Source organism: Afipia sp. OHSU_II-C1 (assembly GCF_000497575.1).
In the GTDB taxonomy this organism is placed as follows: Bacteria; Pseudomonadota; Alphaproteobacteria; order Rhizobiales; family Xanthobacteraceae; genus Afipia.
This window is the reverse complement of the sequence record NZ_APJI01000016.1, coordinates 47,088-65,278: the sequence shown is the minus strand read 5'-3', so window position 1 is coordinate 65,278 and position 18,191 is coordinate 47,088. Positions and strand designations below refer to the sequence as shown.

13 protein-coding genes and 1 pseudogene are annotated in these 18,191 nt (G+C 61.6%); 5 read left to right on the top strand and 9 right to left on the bottom strand.

Annotated features, from left to right (window positions below; genetic code table 11):
• Positions 1–21 precede the first annotated feature (21 nt).
• The 3 genes from I554_RS0118165 to I554_RS0118155 all read right to left on the bottom strand — a co-directional run bounded on the left by I554_RS0118165 (position 22) and on the right by I554_RS0118155 (position 2,837).
• A complete protein-coding gene (locus tag I554_RS0118165) occupies positions 22–1,509 on the bottom strand; it encodes a S8 family serine peptidase (protein WP_024573943.1) in 1,488 nt (495 codons plus the stop codon).
• A 90-nt stretch (positions 1,510–1,599) separates the two neighbouring features.
• A complete protein-coding gene (locus I554_RS0118160; RefSeq protein WP_024573942.1) occupies positions 1,600–2,271 on the bottom strand; it encodes a hypothetical protein in 672 nt (223 codons plus the stop codon).
• Positions 2,268–2,837: a sigma-70 family RNA polymerase sigma factor gene (locus I554_RS0118155; RefSeq protein WP_024573941.1), complete on the bottom strand. Its 570-nt coding sequence runs from the start codon at positions 2,835–2,837 to the stop codon at positions 2,268–2,270. Before I554_RS0118155 ends, I554_RS0118160 begins: the two co-directional genes overlap by 4 nt.
• 299 nt (positions 2,838–3,136) lie before the next feature.
• Here I554_RS0118155 and I554_RS0118150 point away from each other — a divergent pair, with 299 nt between their 5' ends.
• A complete protein-coding gene (locus I554_RS0118150; RefSeq protein WP_024573940.1) occupies positions 3,137–4,297 on the top strand; it encodes a GGDEF domain-containing protein in 1,161 nt (386 codons plus the stop codon).
• 67 nt (positions 4,298–4,364) lie between these two features.
• Complete coding sequence (locus I554_RS0118145) at positions 4,365–5,474, top strand: DUF2336 domain-containing protein (RefSeq protein WP_024573939.1); 1,110 nt, start codon at positions 4,365–4,367, stop codon at positions 5,472–5,474.
• Positions 5,475–5,498: 24 nt separating this feature from the next.
• Here I554_RS0118145 and I554_RS0118140 read toward each other — a convergent pair whose 3' ends face one another.
• On the bottom strand, positions 5,499–6,140 hold the full coding sequence (locus tag I554_RS0118140; RefSeq protein ID WP_024573938.1) for a DUF1109 domain-containing protein: 642 nt from the start codon (positions 6,138–6,140) through the stop codon (positions 5,499–5,501).
• A gap of 2 nt (positions 6,141–6,142) precedes the next feature.
• Positions 6,143–6,688, bottom strand: coding sequence for a sigma-70 family RNA polymerase sigma factor (locus I554_RS0118135; protein WP_024573937.1), 546 nt, complete (start codon positions 6,686–6,688; stop codon positions 6,143–6,145).
• Positions 6,689–6,921: 233 nt separating this feature from the next.
• Between I554_RS0118135 and I554_RS0118130 the strand changes: the two genes are divergently transcribed.
• Both I554_RS0118130 and I554_RS0118125 read left to right on the top strand, forming a co-directional pair.
• A complete protein-coding gene (locus I554_RS0118130) occupies positions 6,922–7,653 on the top strand; it encodes a hypothetical protein (RefSeq protein WP_024573936.1) in 732 nt (243 codons plus the stop codon).
• A gap of 181 nt (positions 7,654–7,834) precedes the next feature.
• On the top strand, positions 7,835–8,614 hold the full coding sequence (locus I554_RS0118125; RefSeq protein WP_024573935.1) for an enoyl-CoA hydratase: 780 nt from the start codon (positions 7,835–7,837) through the stop codon (positions 8,612–8,614).
• Here I554_RS0118125 and I554_RS0118120 read toward each other — a convergent pair.
• On the bottom strand, positions 8,611–10,464 hold the full coding sequence (locus tag I554_RS0118120; protein ID WP_024573934.1) for an acetyl-CoA hydrolase/transferase C-terminal domain-containing protein: 1,854 nt from the start codon (positions 10,462–10,464) through the stop codon (positions 8,611–8,613). The genes I554_RS0118125 and I554_RS0118120 overlap by 4 nt on opposite strands.
• A 293-nt stretch (positions 10,465–10,757) precedes the next feature.
• On the opposite strand from I554_RS0118120, the gene I554_RS0118115 reads away from it, so the two are divergent.
• Positions 10,758–12,173 carry a TolC family outer membrane protein gene (locus I554_RS0118115; protein ID WP_024573933.1) on the top strand — a complete coding sequence of 472 codons (1,416 nt, stop codon included), beginning with the start codon at positions 10,758–10,760 and terminating at the stop codon, positions 12,171–12,173.
• Positions 12,174–12,179: 6 nt separating this feature from the next.
• On the opposite strand, the gene I554_RS0118110 is transcribed toward I554_RS0118115, so the two are convergent.
• From I554_RS0118110 to I554_RS25695, 3 genes and pseudogenes are all read right to left on the bottom strand, one after another.
• A complete protein-coding gene (locus tag I554_RS0118110) occupies positions 12,180–15,299 on the bottom strand; it encodes a CusA/CzcA family heavy metal efflux RND transporter (protein ID WP_024573932.1) in 3,120 nt (1,039 codons plus the stop codon).
• Positions 15,300–15,352: 53 nt separating this feature from the next.
• Positions 15,353–16,615 carry an efflux RND transporter periplasmic adaptor subunit gene (locus I554_RS0118105; RefSeq protein WP_024573931.1) on the bottom strand — a complete coding sequence of 421 codons (1,263 nt, stop codon included), beginning with the start codon at positions 16,613–16,615 and terminating at the stop codon, positions 15,353–15,355.
• 111 nt (positions 16,616–16,726) lie between these two features.
• Positions 16,727–18,123: pseudogene (locus tag I554_RS25695) on the bottom strand (CoA transferase).
• Between the last annotated feature and the right edge of the window lie 68 nt (positions 18,124–18,191).

The following is an 18,191-nucleotide window of genomic DNA, read 5'->3' as shown; positions in this document are numbered from 1 at the left end:
GGCAATTCGCCGGATAGATGGTCAGCGCTTGTCGCCGGCATTGTCGGACGCCGCAGCCATCGGGGCCGGCGCGACCGCCGAAACCGCACTGAAGGCGTCAGCCTGCCCTGCCCCGAACTGATCATCGCGCCCCTTGGGCCCGAGATCGCGGGCGGTCGACACCAGCGTCGCACGAACATCGGCAGCAGAGATTCCCGGATTCCGCGCAATCATCAGGGCCGCTACGCCGCTGACATACGCGGCGGACAGCGAGGTGCCGGACGACATCTGATACTTGCCGTCAGGCGCTGGCGACAGGATATCCACGCCGGGCGCGGAGATCGCGACGTAACTGCCGCGATTCGATTGAGCGAACAGCTTGTCGGACTGGTCGATGGCCGTCACGGCGATCACGTTGCGGTCGGCGGCCGGATAAAGCGGCGGCGACTTCGCCCCGGCATTGCCGGCGGCGGCCACCAGAACAATGCCCTTGGCCGCGGCGGCGGCAAGTCCACGTTCCATGGCTGGATCGTGCGGACCGGCAAAGCTCATGTTGATGATCCGCGCATTCTTTGCGAGCGCGTAGTCGAGACTCTTGAGGATCAGGAATGACGTGCTTTCCGCACCACTCTTCTGGTTGCCGAACGCCCGGATCGCCAGCAGGTGTGAGGACGGCGCCGTTCCCATCAGGCGCGCGTGCGCGGCGATGACGCCTGCAATGCTGGTGCCGTGGGGGTGCGGTCCCTCGCCATTGTTGAGCGCATCGAACGTCCCCGTAATCACGCCGGCCAGTTCCGGATGTGTCACATCGATACCGGAATCGATCACGGCCACCGTCACATCCGCACCGACCGAAAGCGCGTGAGCCTCGGGCAACCGCATCTTGCCGAGGGCATACTGCACAGGATCGCCCTCGGCCCTCGCCGCTCCCGGAGCCGCACTCTGTTGCAGCTTGAAGATGTTATTGCGTTGTGCCGCCTTGACGTTGCCACCGGCGACCAGTTCGCGCACCACGGCATCGACCGAGCGTCCGTCGGTGATCCGCCACCGGAAGAACGTGCTGTTGGTCAGCGCGAAACTCTGCGACTGAACGCGCGTCAGGCGATGCCGCCGCGCGAGTTGATCGGCCTGCGCATCGGTCGGGTTGCCGTCGATCTCGATCAGCACTTCCTTCGCCACGTAAGTATTGTCGATGGCGACCGGCGCAGATTTCACAGACTTCGACTTGGCGCGGCGACGGGGCATGTCGTCGTCGTCCGGAGGCCCTTGATTGAGATCCTGCATAATGCGGGGGCGTGGCCTCGGATCGCTATACCCATCGTATTGAATGTTCGGCGAATAACGGATCGTCGGATTGACGTTGATGCGCGGCCCCACATTCATGCTGGGTCCGGTACGCATGCTCATGCTGCTGTACTGTGCGAATGCCTGCGGAGGCGCAACACAGAAAGCGACCGAGCAGACAGCGATCCATTGCATGGACCGGATAAGACGCGTCTTTTGGATGAAGCTCATGAATGGCACGATCATCTGACGTCCTCGCAAATCCATGGCGGCGCAGCACCGCGCGCGGGTCATCTTCCTTTTCGCCCAGGCTTGCGTGGCTGACGGCCAGCCTGGTTAGTCGGCGCTCACAACGAGGCTGACGATCTTTTCGGCCTGGAGGCGCGTCATCAGCTGCGCCGCGTCCTGCTTCGACAGGGCCTTGTCGCCGAACTGGATGCGGAACATGCCGGCCTTTGGACCCGAAACGATGGATGCGTTGTAATTGTTAAGCAACTGCATGATGTCGTCAGCCTTCGCATCGGGCGCGAAACGGATCAGGCCGAAGGTGCCTGCCGTCGACTGGGCCGGAAATGCGGCAGTCTGGAAGTTGCCGCCCGTGCGGTCCTTCACCAGCACGGTTCCGATCACACCGGCTTGCAGCAGAACCAGAACCGCACCGGCAACGCCTGCATAGGCCAACGTGCGCGGCGACAGGCTGGAGAAGAACCCGACAACCCGCATTACAGGGTTGAATGACACGCTTGTGCGCGCAGGCTCGGCATCGATCGCGGCGAACAGCTTCTGCATGGCTCGCGACGACGGCGCGCCGAGACTCTCGTTCAGCAAAATCGTTTCGGCATATTCGTCCTGGATCGCCGCATACTGGCGCGCCAGATCGGGATCGCTGGCGAGCGCCTCATCGACACGGCGAGCGTCGCGCAGGCTGAGCGTGCCAGCCGCATGGAACGGCAACAGGGCCTCAAGCTCCGTAGGCTCCCGATCGGCGGTTTGCTTCGTGGCAGTCATGGCCAACCTCGCTCTATGCCAGCTGCCTTAAGCAGCTCGGCTAATTTCTTCCGCGCGTAGAACAGGCGCGTCTTCACCGTATTCTCCGGGATGCCCACGATCTCGGCCACCTCCTCCACGGACTTCTCGTGGTAGTAGACGAGATCGACGATCTCCCGATGTTCTGGCGAAAGTGCGGTCAGGCAATTCCGCAACGCATTACTCGTGTCCTTCTTGGCGACGGTGACTTCCGGATTGTCGGACGTATCCTCGATCGCAGAAGCCGTCTCGTCGTCCAGTTCCGCGTCCTTCCTCTTGCGGAGGGCGGACAGGGCCTTGAACCGGGTGATCGCCAACAGCCACGTAGAGACAGCAGAACGGCCTTCAAACTTGCCAGCCTGACGCCATACATCGAGGAAAACCTCGCTGATGAGATCCTCCGCGATGGACTCGTTCCTCACGAGCCGCAGCGAGAAGCGAAACACCCGTACATGGTGCCTTCCGTAAAGCACCTGCATGGCGAGCCGGTCACCTTGGGCGATGCGACCGATCAGAACCTCGTCCGATGTCGCGTGGGTTGCACTCAATGGCCGTCTCGCAAGGTTGGTCGCATGCGACTGGAAAGGGGTTCGATCAAATCGGTGAAAATCTTCGCGATTTGCCGAAATTGCCGGTTTGGCGGAGCGCCAAAATGCCCCTGAATCATGAACAAGGGCAAGTGATGAGACCGATAGATACTAACGAAGGTATTTAATTACCTATACAGGAGATGGCGATATTCGCGGTGCATCAGCGGGCTTACCGGTGCCGCAGGTCCCTCCAATGATACCAAACCTAAAGGCTTTCCCGCCTACAGTCGCGCATTGCTTCCCTCAACGGCGAATTCATGCGCGGCGCAGCTTCATCGGCCCCCGGATCACTGACAGGCGCTTTCCGCCGGGCGCGTTCTGCCGTCGAGACCGATTTGTCACCGGAGATCCTCGCGCGCCGTGCAAGGCAGCGGCGGCAGATGCTCGACATGGTCGGCGTCAGCTACATGATCGACGCCGCGATTCTGCTGATCTACGCCTACGCAGGCGCTACCAGCTTCATGGTCGCACCGGCCTATGGAGCCTGCGGCCTGCTGTCCGTGGCGGCCTACATTGCGATCTCGGAAGCCAAGGTCAACGACCGGTTCAAGGACCACTACTTCATCTCGCAGCAAACCAGCATCAGCCTCGGGATCATGCTGCTGTTCATCTACCTGGCGCCCGAAGTCGGCTGCCTCTTCCTTTGCTCCATCTTCCTTGTCTTTACCTTCGCCGCATTGCGATCCACGCCCCGCCAGACGATCATCGGATGGACGGCCGCAGCCGTCGGCCTGACCGTCCTGTTTCTTCTCTCGGATAGACCCATCGGAATGCCGACCAGCACGCCGCTGGAGCGTTTCGCGACCATGTTGGTCTTCATTCTGGTGCTTGGCCGCGGCATGGTTGTCGGGCTGTTCAGCAGTTCGCTGCACGAATCTCTCTACCGGCGCGGCATCGAGCTAAAGGCGGCCTACAAGCGCATTGAGGAACTCGCAGAGCTCGACGAACTGACCGGCTCGCTCAACCGACGCAGCATCATGCAGACGCTCGACGAGGAGATCGCCCGCTCCCGGCGCAGCAAGACGCCTTGCGCTGTCGCGTTGATCGACCTCGACTGGTTCAAGCGCATCAACGACCGGTTCGGCCATCCTGTCGGCGACGAAGCATTGCGGGCTTTTGCGATCACCGTGTTCGCCAATATCCGCAGCATTGACAAGTTCGGCCGCTACGGCGGCGAGGAATTCCTGCTCATTCTCCCCGAGACGTCCGATGGCGCAGCATTCCGGGCTGTGGACCGGTTGCGCGCCATCGTCGGCGCGCTCGACTGGAGCGCGATTTCGCAGGACATGAATGTCACGATGTCGGCCGGTCTCGCGATGTTGCACCCGGACGATACCGCGGACAGCATTCTCGCCCGTGCCGATCAACTTCTTTATCAAGCCAAAGACCTAGGGCGGAACCGGGTTGTCTCAGCCTAGCTTCCATTTACGCCGGCCAAGAACCTGGCTGGCATTTCTCGCTTCGGTGTTTCCAGGACAGAAAGTCATGAGTTCGAGATCCACAGCACGGCCGGCCAATCTTCTCGATGAACTGCAGAATGCTCTCGCACATGGCACCGTGGCGCGCCGCGTGGAAACGCTGCGCCGGGTCACCGATCTTTTTCTGTACGGCGCGGCGGATTACTCCGACGAACAGGTGGACGTCTTCGATGATGTCTTTCATTGCCTGATCGAAGAGATCGAAATCTCCGCCAAGGCCCTGCTGGCGAAACGCATGGCGCCAGTGCCGAAAGCACCCCCGCGCCTGATTTGCACGCTTGCCTTCGATGACGAGATCGAGGTCGCTGCACCGGTGCTGTCGCTGTCGGAGCGGCTGAACGACGACATGCTAATCAAGAACGCACGCAGCAAAAGCCAGGGGCATTTGCTCGCGATTTCGAAACGCAAGGTTCTGAGCGACGCCGTCACCGACGTTCTGGTCGAATGCGGCAACAACGACGTGGTCGAGAGCGCCGTCAACAATCCGGGCGCGGAATTCTCCGACAAGGGCTTTACGCAACTGGTCTCCCGCGCCGAGGGAAATGACAATCTGGCGACCTGTCTCGGCGCCCGGCGAGGGATTCCAAGACCGCACTATCTCAAGCTCATCGCAAGAGCGTCGGATTCCGTACGAGCGCGCCTCCAGGCTGCAAACCCCCGCGCGGCGGACGACATTTCGGCCGCCGTGAAGGAAGCCGCGTTCAACGCCGGTCACGGAAAGACCGGGCAGAGCGAAACATCTCAGGCAATGCGTCTCGTCAAGTCTCTGTTCGAAGACGGACGGCTCGACGAACGGCAGATTGCCGAATTCGCAGCCACCGGGCGCTTCGAGGAAACCTGCGCCGCAATCGCCGTCATCGCGAACGTTCCGGTCGCGACCGTTGAAAACATGATGATCGAGCGGCAATCCGAGGGACTGATGGTTCTCGCCAAGGTCGCTGGGCTGTCGTGGATGTCGCTCAAGCTCGTTCTTGAGATGGGCGGCAACGCACCCGAAACCGAAAATATCGACGATCATAAGTCGAGCTACGACATGCTGCGTCCTTCGACGGCCCAGCAGGTGCTGCGCTTCTATCGGATGCGGCAGGATAGCGCGCAGACCGAACCGGCCGCGTGAGAACTGCGGCTCCAGCGGCACACCTTAGAATTTCAGGACTCGTGAGCCCACAAGCGCGCCGATTGCCGTGACGAAAGCGATTGCAATCGAGTACCAGGTTGCAACGAACATCGGCGAGTCGTCGGTGCAATGCGCGGCATAAAGCGTCGCAGCCATTCCCGCAGACAGAAGCCCGGCAAATGCACCGGCAACCGCGGGCCGCGACGGCGCGCCGCGGCGCAGGGCGTACAACGCAGCTGCCAGCAGCGGCAGCGACAACAGCGGAATTGCGGTCAGGCACACCTTCGAATTGGAGCCAACCAGCCGCGTCGCCATCGGCGCACGATTCGGCATCATCATCATTTCGCCCATCATGCCGATGCCGAGCAATCCGACCGGAACAGCCAGCAGCCACGCCCAGCGCCCCAGCGAAGCCTCGGGCCGCGACAGGTGCAGACTGATTGCGATCGCAGCTGCCGCCAGTGCTATCGTGACCATGAACTTCAGATCGAACAGCGGATTGCGCATGGCGGTCATCACGTCGGAGCGCACACCAAGCCCGGTCAGGAACAGCGCAGTCGATACCGGCACCGCAAGCACCAGGGCGGCCAGCAGCAGATGTCCGACAGAGCGTTCGTGTGTGTCGTTGTCTGCGGCGAGGGTGCGGATGAGATCGTTGGTGTCCATGGTCATTCTTTCCGCAGTTTACTTGCGAGACCCGTTAGTCCCCGGTGCAGCGCCACGCGCACAGCGCCCTCGGTCATCGAAAGTTTGGCCGCCGTCTCCTTGATGGAGGCGCTGTCGACGGCGATCGATTGCAACACGTCCCGCTGCCGCTTCGGCAAGCCGTTGAGATGGGCCGTGACCTCGCTCGGCGGAACGGTTTCCTCGACCGGCGCACCCGCCAGCGTCTCGGAAAAATCGTCGATATTGACGAAGACCCGGCGACCCCGGCGGCGCAGGGCGTCGATCAGCTTGTTGCGGGCAATCGCGAAGAGCCACGGCGCGAACGGAGCGTTGGCGTCCCATGTGTGCCGCTTCAAATGCACCGCTAACAAGATGTCCTGCACGATGTCCTCGGATTGGTCGACTGGCTGACCGGCTCTCGCCAGACCGCGGCGCGCCCCTGCTCTCAGGACAGGCGTCACGGCCTTGAGGAGGCGATGATACGCGGCGTTGTCTCCGGCATTGGCCGATCGCATCAGATCGGTCCACTCGTCCTCACGTCCGCGCACGCGCGCTCCTATCAAGGCAATTCGCTCCTGTTCCTAAAGTGTTACGGGAAGAAATTGCAATCACGCAACCGTGAACAGCCCGGTTCCTGGCTCTCGGCGGCCGTAGCCGGCGTCCCTCGCCTGGGTCTTTTTTAGGGCAAAAGATCACAAGATTCCCTTTTTCTGCCGTCCTGTGGCCATTTCGCACCGGTCTGTTCCCCTTGCTGGAGGCTTTGGCAAAAGGGGAAATTGCCATGCGGATTAGGAGTGCAGGATTAGCGGCGCTGGTCGCTGCCGCCGGAATCTGGATGAGCTTTTCGGGCGAGCCGGCAATGGCCGCCAAATCGTCGGCCAAGACAACGACCAAGACTGAAAAAGCCGCGAAGGTCACCTCGGCAAACCGTCCCGTTGTTCTCTCCAAATTCAAAAAGCAGCGCGTGGCTGCGAAGAAATCCAAATCAGCGCGATACGCCGCCAAGTCAACGCGATACGCGAAGAAGGCAGGATCGAAAGTCTCGTCGAAGATTATCGAGGCTCCAGAGACATGGGAGGACAAGCCGGCGCGTAGCGAAGCCAATACCGCCAGCCAGAACAAGACCGAGTTGCCGGCGACGGTCGCCAATGCCCGCGCTCAGGCACTGGCGGAAGATCAGGCACGAAATTTCGCCGCCCTCGACAGCAAAGACGTTCCGGTCGTGGACGGCGTTCAGCTTGCTTCTGCTGACCAGTTGACCGATGCAGATCGCGCTGCGAGGGCCGGTACCGAAATGGCGCAGGATTCCGGTGCTCCGGCATCACCCGCCGCATCTGAGCCCGCGCCGGCGCAAAGCGGCAAGATCATCCGTGCGGTCTCGTCATCGGAAAAGCCGGTGTTCAAGACCGACGACGGGGACCCCTGGAGCAAGACATCGCTGATCGGCAAGATCTTCATCGCCTTCGGGAGCCTGCTGACGCTGGCATCGGCGGCCCGCCTGCTGATTACCTGACGCAAACACCGTCTGCATCAGACGCAAACGCCGGTCCGCAGCCTTGCGAACCGGCGTTTTTATTGCGCACGTGACGATCAGCCCTGACATCCCCGGTCTTGCAGAGACCAGCCCCGGAAGGCACATTGCCGCCCAACGGCGCGCAGGCGCTGATCCTCAGACATCCTTCAAGGGGCGATACATGTCAGCATTCGAACACATCATCGTTGAGACCAGGGGCGCGGTCGGCGTCGTGCAGATCAACCGGCCCAAGATGCTCAATGCTCTCTCCTTTGGTGTCTTCAAGGAAATCGCGGTCGCGATCGATCAGCTCGAGACCAATAATGCTGTCGGCTGCATTGTCGTCACGGGTAACGAAAAGGCATTCGCCGCCGGCGCCGACATCAAGGAAATGCAGCCGAAGAAATTCATCGACATGTTCAGCGAAGACTTCATGGATATCGGCGGCGATCGCGTCGCAACCTGCAAGAAGCCGACCATCGCCGCCGTCAGCGGCTATGCGCTCGGCGGCGGCTGCGAACTCGCGATGATGTGCGACATCATCATCGCGTCCGACACCGCAAAATTCGGCCAACCAGAGATCACGCTCGGCACCATTCCGGGACTCGGCGGTACCCAGCGCCTCACCCGCGCGGTCGGCAAATCCAAGGCGATGGACCTGTGTCTGACCGGCCGGATGATGGACGCCGCCGAAGCCGAACGCTCAGGCCTCGTCAGCCGTATTTTCCCGGCCGACAAGCTGATGGAAGAAGTTCTCGCGATCGCGGAGAAGATCGCATCGATGTCGCAGCCTGCGGTCGCGATGGCCAAGAGCGCCGTCAACCGCGCACTGGAGACACCGCTCGCCGAAGGCATGAATGTCGAAGGCGATCTGTTCCACGCGACGTTTGCGCTTGAGGATCGTTCAGAAGGCATGGCCGCTTTCATCGAGAAGCGGAAGCCGAACTTCAAGCACCGCTAAGTCTGCCTGCTCCGCGCCAGCGCGGCGATCAGCAAGGCGCGATAGAGCCGGTCGGCAAAGGATGCCGGCCGGTCGAGTTGCATCCGCGCGAGACATGCCGCCAGTTCGGCGGAATGGTTGGCGCGGCGCCCTTCCCATGCCAGTCCGAGCAAAGCCAGCGGACTGGCGGTCGCCTCCTTCAGAACCTGAAGGGCCGGGATCAGTTTCTGCTCAATCTCCGTGAAGTCGCTGCCGAACGGGAATGCCGGCAGCAATCCGGCATCACGTGACGGCTTCAGGGCTGCGGCGACGCGGTCCGGGAAATTCTCGCGGTGGACGGCCGGAATCTCATATCCCTTCGGCAGTTTGCCCGCCTCTTTCGCCTGCCGCATCAGTTCGCCTTGAAACCGCGTATCCGTCACATTCAGCATCGCCGCGATCACATCGGCATCCGACTGGCCGCGAAGATCGGCAACGCCGTATTCGGTGACGATGACATCGCGCAGATGACGCGGGATCGTGGTGTGCCCGTAGGACCATCGAACATTGGACGCGGCCTTCTTGCCGGAGCCGCGTGTGGATTCCAGCGTCAATATCGAGCGCGCGCCTTCAAGGGCAAATGCCTGCGCCACGAAATTATACTGTCCGCCGACACCGCTCACGACCTGGCCATTGTCGAGACCGTCGGAGACCACCGCCCCCATCAGCGTCGCCATCATCGCGTTATTGACGAATCGCGCATCGACGCGCGCCCGCCGCTTGGCATCCTCGCCGCCATAAACCTGATTGGTGAACGAGACCGGCACCATCTGGATGCGCTCGATCTGGTCGAGCTTCATCTCGCGCAGGGCGCGGTAAAAGGATTTCGGCCCGAGGAAGAATGCGGCGTGCAGCAGCGCCCCATCGACCTCACGCTTCAGCACGCCGGCATCGATCAGTGCGAGAAACGCCTCAAAAAACATTTCACTGACGCCGTAAAGACCCGCCGTGAACGGCTTTGTCTCGCGCGGTGCCTGTCCCGGGGCCAGCCGCGCCATGATTTCGCGATAGGCCGTATTGTCGCTGTGGCGGACGATCAGGCTCTGCGCGAGCGCATCGCCCACCTGCCCGATCCCGATCTGCAAGGTCCCGCCATCGCGCACCAGTCCGGCTGAGTGCAGCCCGATGGCATACTTCGTATCCGAGACCGGCTCAGACGGCGGCGCGAACAGCGGGAAATCCGTTTCCGGGCTGTCCAGCACAGCGTGAAATTCATCGCCAGCCAGATCGCCCTGCCCCGGCATGAATGGCAGTTCGGAGTTCACCTGCCCCACAATCCTGAACGCGATCCCGCCCTCAGTGCGGGCCCGCATCAAATCGAGCGTGGTGTCGGTGTTGCCGCTAAGACTGTATCGGGTCTCGCCATCGACAACGCGCTTGGCCACCAGTTGCGCGATGACGTTGACGCCGCGCGTCAGCAGATAGGACGAGGCGTGGGTGTAGTTCGCCGAAATATAGTGCTGCTGCGCATAGGCATTGCCAAGCCATTTGCCCGCCAGAAAGAAGAATTCGACGACCTCAATGTTCGGCGGCAGCGTTTTGGCATGCAGGGCCTTGGTGTATTCCAGATCGGGGTACCCGCCGAACAAGCGGTCTATGACAGGTCCGATAAACCGCCGTTCGAGATCGGCTGATGGCCTCGGCTTTTCAAGTGTCAGCGCCGTGAAGATGGTCAGTTGGATCGACCGGTCGTTGAGCGCACGCCGGAACAGCGCATTGACGATGTGATTGGCCTTGCCGAGTCCCAGCGGCAGACCGACCAGGAGCTTCGTCCCAACCTCGCGGATGATATCGTCCGCGATCGCATCGGGGTCGGAGAAGATTCTTGGCATCGGATGTCTGCTGATCCACTGCGCCGGACGGGCTGTCCTGCTCGCACGAGGGGCGCGCGGTTGCTCGCACCCGATTGAAGCCATTCACCTGCAAATTTCGCCGTATGGCATTGATCGGTCAAGATAATACCGCCCGGACCGATAACAAACCGGTGTACATTGTCACAGTCGGCGATTTTCTGTGTCCAGAGGTTTGCCCGAGCCAACATCGGCCTCTAAACAGTGTACGAATGAAGCGTGCCGGATGGTGCAATCCCACCGCTACAATGAATCTCGGATTGTTACGGAAAACGATGGCTCGGCGTGCTTCAGGGTTTGGTGGCGTAGGCTGGCGCCTTGGTGTGTCGGGCGTCGCCATCGGTCTCGCGCTGTCCGCGGGGCTCGGAGCACAGGCGCGGGCCGAGACGCTCAACGAAGCGCTGGTCAAAGCCTATCAATCCAATCCGCAACTCAATGCCAGCCGCGCCCAGCAGCGCGCCACCGACGAAGGCGTGCCGCAGGCGCTGGCGGGCTATCGCCCGCAAATCGTCGCGAGTCTCAGCGCCGGGTTGCAGCCGGTTCGCAACCTGCTTCTGGACAACACCATCCAGACCGCAACGCTGAAGCCATGGACCATCGGCGTCACCGTCACGCAGAATCTATTTAACGGCTTCAAGACCGCAAACAGTGTCCGTGTCGCGGAGTTCCAGGTGCTGTCCGGCCGCGAGGCCTTGCGCAACACCGGTCAAGGCGTCCTGCTCGATGCCGTCACCGCCTACATGAACGTGATCTCCAACCAGGCGCTGGTCGAAACCCAGCGCGGCAACGTGGCATTCCTGCGCGAAACGCTCGGCATCACCAAGAAGCGCCTCGATGCCGGTGATGTCACGCCGACGGACACCGCCCAGGCGGAAGCGCGGCTGAGCCGTGGCCTCGCCGATCTCAACGCCGCCGAGGTCGCGCTGGAAACCAGCCGCGCCATTTACGCGCAGGTGATCGGAAACATGCCGGGCTTGCTCGCGCCCGCGCAGACGGTCGACAGGTTTGTTCCACAGAGCCGGCAGGATGCGATCGACAGCTCGATTCGCGAAAATCCCGCGGTCATCGCAGCGACCTACGACGTCGACGTTGCCACCACCACCATCAGCGTTGCCGAGAGCAGCCTGCTGCCGCAGGTTAACGTGCAGGGTAATGTCAACCGCAGCGCCGACAGCGACCCCAACCTTGGCACCAAGCGCGCGGATCAGGCGTCCGTGGTCGGCGCCCTCACCTTGCCGATTTATGACGGCGGCACCGCCGCCTCGCAAACCCGCCAGGCCAAGGAAACAGCGGTGCAAAGCCGGCTTGTGCTGGAACAGGTGCGAAATCAGGCCCGCACTGCGGCGATCAGCGCCTGGATCAGCAGCGAGGGCACCAAGGTCGCGCTCGCCGCTGCCGAAGCCGAGGTGAAGTCGGCGAACATCGCCTTGCAGGGCGTGCGGCGCGAGGCGCAGGCCGGTCAGCGCACCACCATCGATGTGCTCAACTCACAGCAGGACCTCACAGCGGCGCGGTCCCGCCAGATTTTGGCGCAACGCGACCGGGTGATTGCCTCCTATACGCTACTGAGTGCAATCGGCCGCCTCGATGTCAGAACGCTCGGCCTCAATACGCCGGACTACCTGCCCGAGGTTCACTATCATCAGGTCCGCGACGCCTGGCACGGCCTGCGCATTCCTTCGGGCCGCTAAAATCTCTTAGCGCACCCGGCGCGAGAACATCAAAATCAGAACCGGCAGCGTGATCAGGATGACCAGCGGAGCCACCGCCATGCCGGTCACGACCACCACCGCAAGCGGCTTCTGCACCTGAGAACCGATCCCCTCCGATATGGCGGCCGGCAGAAGACCTATACCGGCGACAACGCAGGTCATCAGCACCGGCCGCAACTGAAGCTCGCCGGTCCTGATAACGGCCCTGACGCGATTATATCCCTCGTCGATAAGCTGGTTGAACTGCGACAGGATGATGATGCCGTCCATCACCGCAATGCCCATCAACGCGATGAAGCCGATTGCCGCTGACACGCTGAACGGAATGCCGCTGAACAGCAGCCCGAGGACGCCACCGAAGATGGCCATCGGGATCACGCTCATGGCCAGCAGGGTGTCGGTCATCGATCCGAAATTGAACCACAGCAGAACGGCGATCAGCGCAAGACTGATTGGAACCACAATAGACAGACGCCGGATCGCGTCCTGAAGATTTCCGAACTCTCCGACCCATTCCATGTGCGAACCGGAAGGAAGCTGGACCTGCTCCGCAACCTTGTCCTGCGCTTCCTTGATGGCGCTGCCGAGATCGCGCTCGCGCACCGAGAACTTGATCGGCAGATAGCGTTCCTGCTGCTCGCGATAGATATATGCCGCGCCGGACACCAGTCTGATTGATGCCACTTCCGACAGGGGAACCTGCTGGATTCCATTCGGTCCCTGCGCGCCGATGCGCAGGTTATGGATCGCTTCGGCGCTCTTGCGGTACTCCGGCGCAAGGCGGACCACAATCGGGAAATGACGGTCGCTGCCGGGTTCGTACAGATCGCCCGCACTGTCACCGCCAATCGCGACACGGATGGTCGCGTTGATATCACCCGGCGAGAGGCCATAGCGGGCGGCCCGCGCGCGGTCGATGTCGATCTGGATGGTGGGCTGTCCCAGCGACGTAAAGACTGACAAGTCAGTGATGCCCTTGACCGTCGAAAGCACCGACTTGATCTTGTTGGCGGTCTTGGTCAATTCCTCAAGATCGCTGCCGTATAGCTTGATCGAGTTCTCTCCCTTCACGCCGGACACCGCCTCGGCGACGTTGTCCTGCAGATACTGCGAGAAGTTGAACTCGACGCCGGGAAATCTCTTCTGGAGTTGCGCCAGAAGCTCGCTGGTCAAATCATCCTTGTCGCGCGAGCCCGGCCATTCGCTGACCGGCTTCAGTGGCGCGAAAAATTCCGCATTGAACAGACCCGCCGCATCGGTGCCGTCGTCGGGCCGACCGTGTTGCGATACGACCGATTCCACCTCCGGCCGCGAGCGGATGAGCTTTCGCATCTCGTTGACGTAGGAGTTGCCCTCCTCGAGCGAAATGGTCGGCGGCAGCGTGGCGCGAATCCAGAGATTGCCCTCTTCCAGCTTCGGAAGAAATTCAAGTCCGAGCATCCGCACTGCAACGAATGTGAAGACAACGAGCACTCCCGCAGCCGCTATCATAATCCGCCGGCTGCTGATGGCCCAGTGCAGCATCGGCATGTACACGCGATGCAGCCACCGCATAATCCGCGTTTCGGTTTCCTGGATGTGTGCAGGAAGAATGATCGCGCTCAGCGCCGGTGTAATTGTGAAAGTTGCGAGCAATCCACCGGCCAGCGCGTACGCATAAGTCTTCGCCATCGGTCCGAAGATATGGCCTTCGACGCCGCTCAGCGTGAACAGCGGAATGAACGCTGCGATGATGATCGCGGCCGCAAAAAAGATCGACCGGGAGACGTCAGCCGCCGCGCTGAGAATGGCATGGGTTTTCATGCCCATAATGGTATCGGGCGAAATCGCCTGCTCTTCGGAGGCAGAAAGCTCGGTGGTTTGCGACAATCTCCGGAAAATCGCCTCGACCATAATGACCGTGCCGTCCACGATCAGACCGAAATCGATGGCGCCCACTGACAGGAGGTTGGCGGATTCACCGCGCAGCACCATGATGATGACTGCGAAAAACAGCGCGAACGGAATCGTGGCGCCCACGATCACCGCGCTGCGCAGATTGCCCAGGAACATCCACTGCAACAGCACGATCAGAATGATGCCGACCACCATGTTGTGGAGCACGGTGTGGGTCGTGGTGTCGATCAGATCCTTGCGATCGTAGATGCGTTCAATCCGCACCCCGGGCGGCAGGATATTCGAGTTGTTGATCGATTTGACGAGCTTTTCAACGCGCGCGATGGTCGGAGAGCTCTGCTCGCCCCGGCGCATCAGCACAATGCCCTGAACGATATCGTCGTCGGCGTTCATGCCGGCGACGCCAAGACGCGGCTTCTCGCCCACCGTAACGGTCGCAATGTCACGCACCAGCACGGGATTGCCACCGCTCTGCGAGATCATGGTGGTGGCCAGGTCATCGATGGAGCGGATCAGGCCCACGCCGCGAACAACGGCGGATTGCGTGCCGATGTTGACGGTGTTGCCGCCGACGTTGATGTTGGCGTTGCCAACGGCCTGCAGCACCTGCGGCAAGGTCAGGCCAAAGGCCGTCAGCTTGTTGAAATCAACCTGAAGCTCGTAGGTCTTGGTCTTGCCGCCCCAGCTTGTGACATCGATCACGCCGGGCACGCTCCGGAAGCGGCGCTGCAGCACCCAGTCCTGCAGTGTCTTGAGATCCAGAACGCTGTAGTTCGGCGGCCCGACCAGCCGGTAACGGAAGATTTCGCCGATGGGACTCAGCGGAGAAATCTGTGGCTGCACATTTCCCGGCAACGGACTGAGCTGCGACAGGCGATTGAGCACCTGCTGCAAGGCTTCGTCGTAAGTGTAATCGAACGAGAACTGCAGTTTGACGTCCGACAGACCGTAGAGCGAGATGGTGCGAAGCGTCCGCAGGTTCTTCAGGCCCGCGACCTGCGTCTCGATCGGGATGGTGATGTAACGCTCGATTTCCTCGGCCGACAGGCCGGGACTTTGCGTTACGATGTCGACCATCGGCGGCGTGGGATCGGGATAGGCTTCGATGTTCAGCTGCTGGAAGGCAATGACACCGCCGATCATCGTCATGATGAACAACGCCACCATGAGGTAGCGGCGGTTGACGGCGAGAGCGACAAGGCGATCCATCGAGACCGGTCTTTCAGCGGGAGCGTATGACGTCGGGGAAAGACACGGAGGGACTAGCTGCCTGATGCAGCGCGATCAATGAACAGACTGCCTCGGGTGACGATGTTCTCGCCCGGAGACAGATTGCTCTTCACCTCGACCAGATCGCCGTTGGTCATGCCGATCTTGATCTGGCGGAGCTCAATGGACCTGTCGTCGCGCACAACCCAGACCCTGACCTGATCGCCTTCGTAGATCAGCGCCTGCTTGGGCACGCCAACAGCCGGACGGTCGCCTGCGGAATAGATGGTCACGTTCGCGAACATCTCTGGCTTCAAGGCTTCGCCGGGATTGTCGATGGTGGCGCGGACCATCAGACGGCGGGACGTCGGATCGATGGCCGCCGAAACATAATTAATGCGCGCGCTGAAGCTGCGCCCCGGAAACGCGAGAACGCTGAACATGATTTCCTGGCCAACCTCGATGGCAGGCGCTTCGGTCTCGCGCACGAACGCGGTCAGCCAGACGGTCGACAGATCGCCGACGACGAACACCGGATCGCTCGCACCGGCGTTGACGTATTGTCCGGGGCCGACCTTGCGCTGCACGACCGTGCCGGCGATCGGCGAGAAGATTGTCGTTTCGCGATTGATGCGCCCCTTGTCCTGGAATGCAGCAATAGCCTCGTCGGTCAGGCCGAGCATGCGCAGCCGGCTGCGCGCGGCTTCCAGCGCCGTCTCGCTGGAACGCATGTCGTTCTGTGCGGATATCAGCGCCGCCTGCGATTGCTGATAGTCCTTCAGCGGCGCGGCCTTGCCTTCATAAAGATCGCGGGCGCGCTTGTCCTGGATTTGCGCCAGTTCGAGTTGCGACTTCGCCTTGTTGAACGCGGTCGCCGCCGTGATGAAATCGTTCTGCGCCTGAACGTTGTCGGCAGCCTCGATCACAAACAGCGACTGCCCCTGCGTAACCCTGTCGCCGGGGCGGGACAGAAGTTTGGTGACGCGGCCGGCGTAGGGCGAGAACACTGGGGTCGAACGATCTTCGTCGACCGCGATCTTGCCTTCTGTGACATGCTCCGCGCGGAATGCGCGTTCAACTACCGGCTGAACGGTCAGGCTGGCCCATTCTGCCGCTGTCGGCGTGTAGCGCAGCAGACCCTTTCGAGACTGGCTCGATACGTCGGAATGATTCTTGGGCGAAGCGCCAACAAACGTCAGGCCAAACGCTGCCAGACCAGCGATCGCAACGACGCCCGCGCCCACGGTCAGCCGCTGCCGGGGCATAGCCTGAATCCGGGCAATCAGCGCACTCAGTCTGGTTGTCTTTTCGACCATTCGAAATCCGTGGTTCTGCGGCGAGCCGACGCAGCCTGTCAGGCTAATAGTTCCACTTTCCTGCTCAGGACAATCAAAAATCGACAGGATGGACATTATTTTCGGTTAACGTCAGCCGCGTGATGGCCACACCGCTTCGTGGGAACCGAGCGGCATTGCAGGACGCTGCCAAAAGGCCGGAGTCGCGGACATGACGGCAGCGTGACGAACACCCCGCAGTGCACCAAATCCCGACGCGCCTTGCTCGATAAACGGCAGAATCGCATCTGCCGTCAGGTCTGCCGCCGTAAGACCATCATCCAGCCGGCCAAGGTTCCATAGCCAGCGCCCGGTTTGCGCCAGTGAAACCTTCACATGCCAGCTTCCGCCCTCCCGCGCCTGCCGCAGGCGCGCCATCATCGCACCGAACGCCATCAGGTACCCCGTCGTGTGGTCGAGGATCTGCATCGGCAGTTCCTTCGGCCCATCGGCACCGGCGGCCTTGCCTTCAGCATGGTTAAACCCGGTCGCGGTCTGGACCAGCGAGTCGAACCCGCGGCGGCTGGCCCAGGGGCCGGCGTGGCCATAGGCGCATAGCGACACGTAAACGATGCCCGGACTGATCTGCGCGGCATCTTCCGGGGAAAAGCCGAGCGCCGCGATCGATTGCGGCCGGTAACCCTGAGAGAAAATATCGGCCGACGCCAGCAGGCCGCGCAGAACGTCCTGCCCCTGGTGCGTCTTGAGGTCGGCAAAAGCCGATAATTTGCCACGTCCGGTATCGATGACCAGCCACGGGATGAATGGCAGGTTCGGCGAGGAAATCAGCATGACATCCGCCCCATGAGCAGCCCATGTGCGGCCCGCAACTGGACCCCGATGACGCGCGACAGATCGAGCACGCGCAGCCCTGCCAGCGGACGCTTGCCGGCAGGCCATGGACGCGGCGCGGCCTCGCCGATCTTCTCGATCTGAATTAGCGGCTGTTGCGCGATCGCCTGCGTCTGCGGATGCGCGGACCATTCATCGTGGGAGCGCATCATCGAGACGACGCAGCCGCCAGCATAGGCAGCGGTCTCAAACTCCTCACCCTTCCATTGCATCAAGGCGCGCTGCACATCGTCGCGCTCCGGCTTGCAGGCCAGCACCTCGCAGACGTTGTCACGGTGATGCGGAAAATTGGTGTGAAGACGAACGGTGCGTCCATCGCCTGTTTTGTAGACGCCTGCGATAGCGTCCCATGCAGGCGGCGGCGGCTTGTCGTCGACGCGCAGATAACGCTCGCTGCGGCACTCCACAGCTGCATGCATCATGTCGACTGAAATCCCTTGTGCCTCGCCACTGCGCGCTTTCCATATTTCCGCAGCGGCAAGCCCGGCAGCGGCAATCGTCACCTGCGATGCCGCGCCGACGCGGAATGACGACGGCAAGATGGGTTCGTTTCCCGTCAGGGTGACGGCGTCAAGCGCGGAGGGGTCGCCGCCCCCGAGAGCCCAGAGATCAGACAGGATATCATGGGGAGATTGCATCATCGCCTCCATCAGACCGGCACAGAGCATTGCGCCGAAAGCGCTGCGCATTCAAGAGTCTCACCACG

What these genes read in the sequence shown, in the direction of transcription:
- I554_RS0118125 (WP_024573935.1), top strand. Translation starts at nt 7,835, where the DNA reads ATGTCAGCATTCGAACACATCATCGTTGAGACCAGGGGCGCGGTCGGC.
- I554_RS0118145 (WP_024573939.1), top strand. Translation starts at nt 4,365, where the DNA reads ATGAGTTCGAGATCCACAGCACGGCCGGCCAATCTTCTCGATGAACTG.
- I554_RS0118115 (WP_024573933.1), top strand. Translation starts at nt 10,758, where the DNA reads ATGGCTCGGCGTGCTTCAGGGTTTGGTGGCGTAGGCTGGCGCCTTGGT.
- I554_RS0118165 (WP_024573943.1), bottom strand. Translation starts at nt 1,509, where the DNA reads ATGATCGTGCCATTCATGAGCTTCATCCAAAAGACGCGTCTTATCCGG.
- I554_RS0118160 (WP_024573942.1), bottom strand. Translation starts at nt 2,271, where the DNA reads ATGACTGCCACGAAGCAAACCGCCGATCGGGAGCCTACGGAGCTTGAG.
- I554_RS0118130 (WP_024573936.1), top strand. Translation starts at nt 6,922, where the DNA reads ATGCGGATTAGGAGTGCAGGATTAGCGGCGCTGGTCGCTGCCGCCGGA.
- I554_RS0118140 (WP_024573938.1), bottom strand. Translation starts at nt 6,140, where the DNA reads ATGGACACCAACGATCTCATCCGCACCCTCGCCGCAGACAACGACACA.
- I554_RS0118150 (WP_024573940.1), top strand. Translation starts at nt 3,137, where the DNA reads ATGCGCGGCGCAGCTTCATCGGCCCCCGGATCACTGACAGGCGCTTTC.
- I554_RS0118110 (WP_024573932.1), bottom strand. Translation starts at nt 15,299, where the DNA reads ATGGATCGCCTTGTCGCTCTCGCCGTCAACCGCCGCTACCTCATGGTG.
- I554_RS0118105 (WP_024573931.1), bottom strand. Translation starts at nt 16,615, where the DNA reads ATGGTCGAAAAGACAACCAGACTGAGTGCGCTGATTGCCCGGATTCAG.
- I554_RS0118120 (WP_024573934.1), bottom strand. Translation starts at nt 10,464, where the DNA reads ATGCCAAGAATCTTCTCCGACCCCGATGCGATCGCGGACGATATCATC.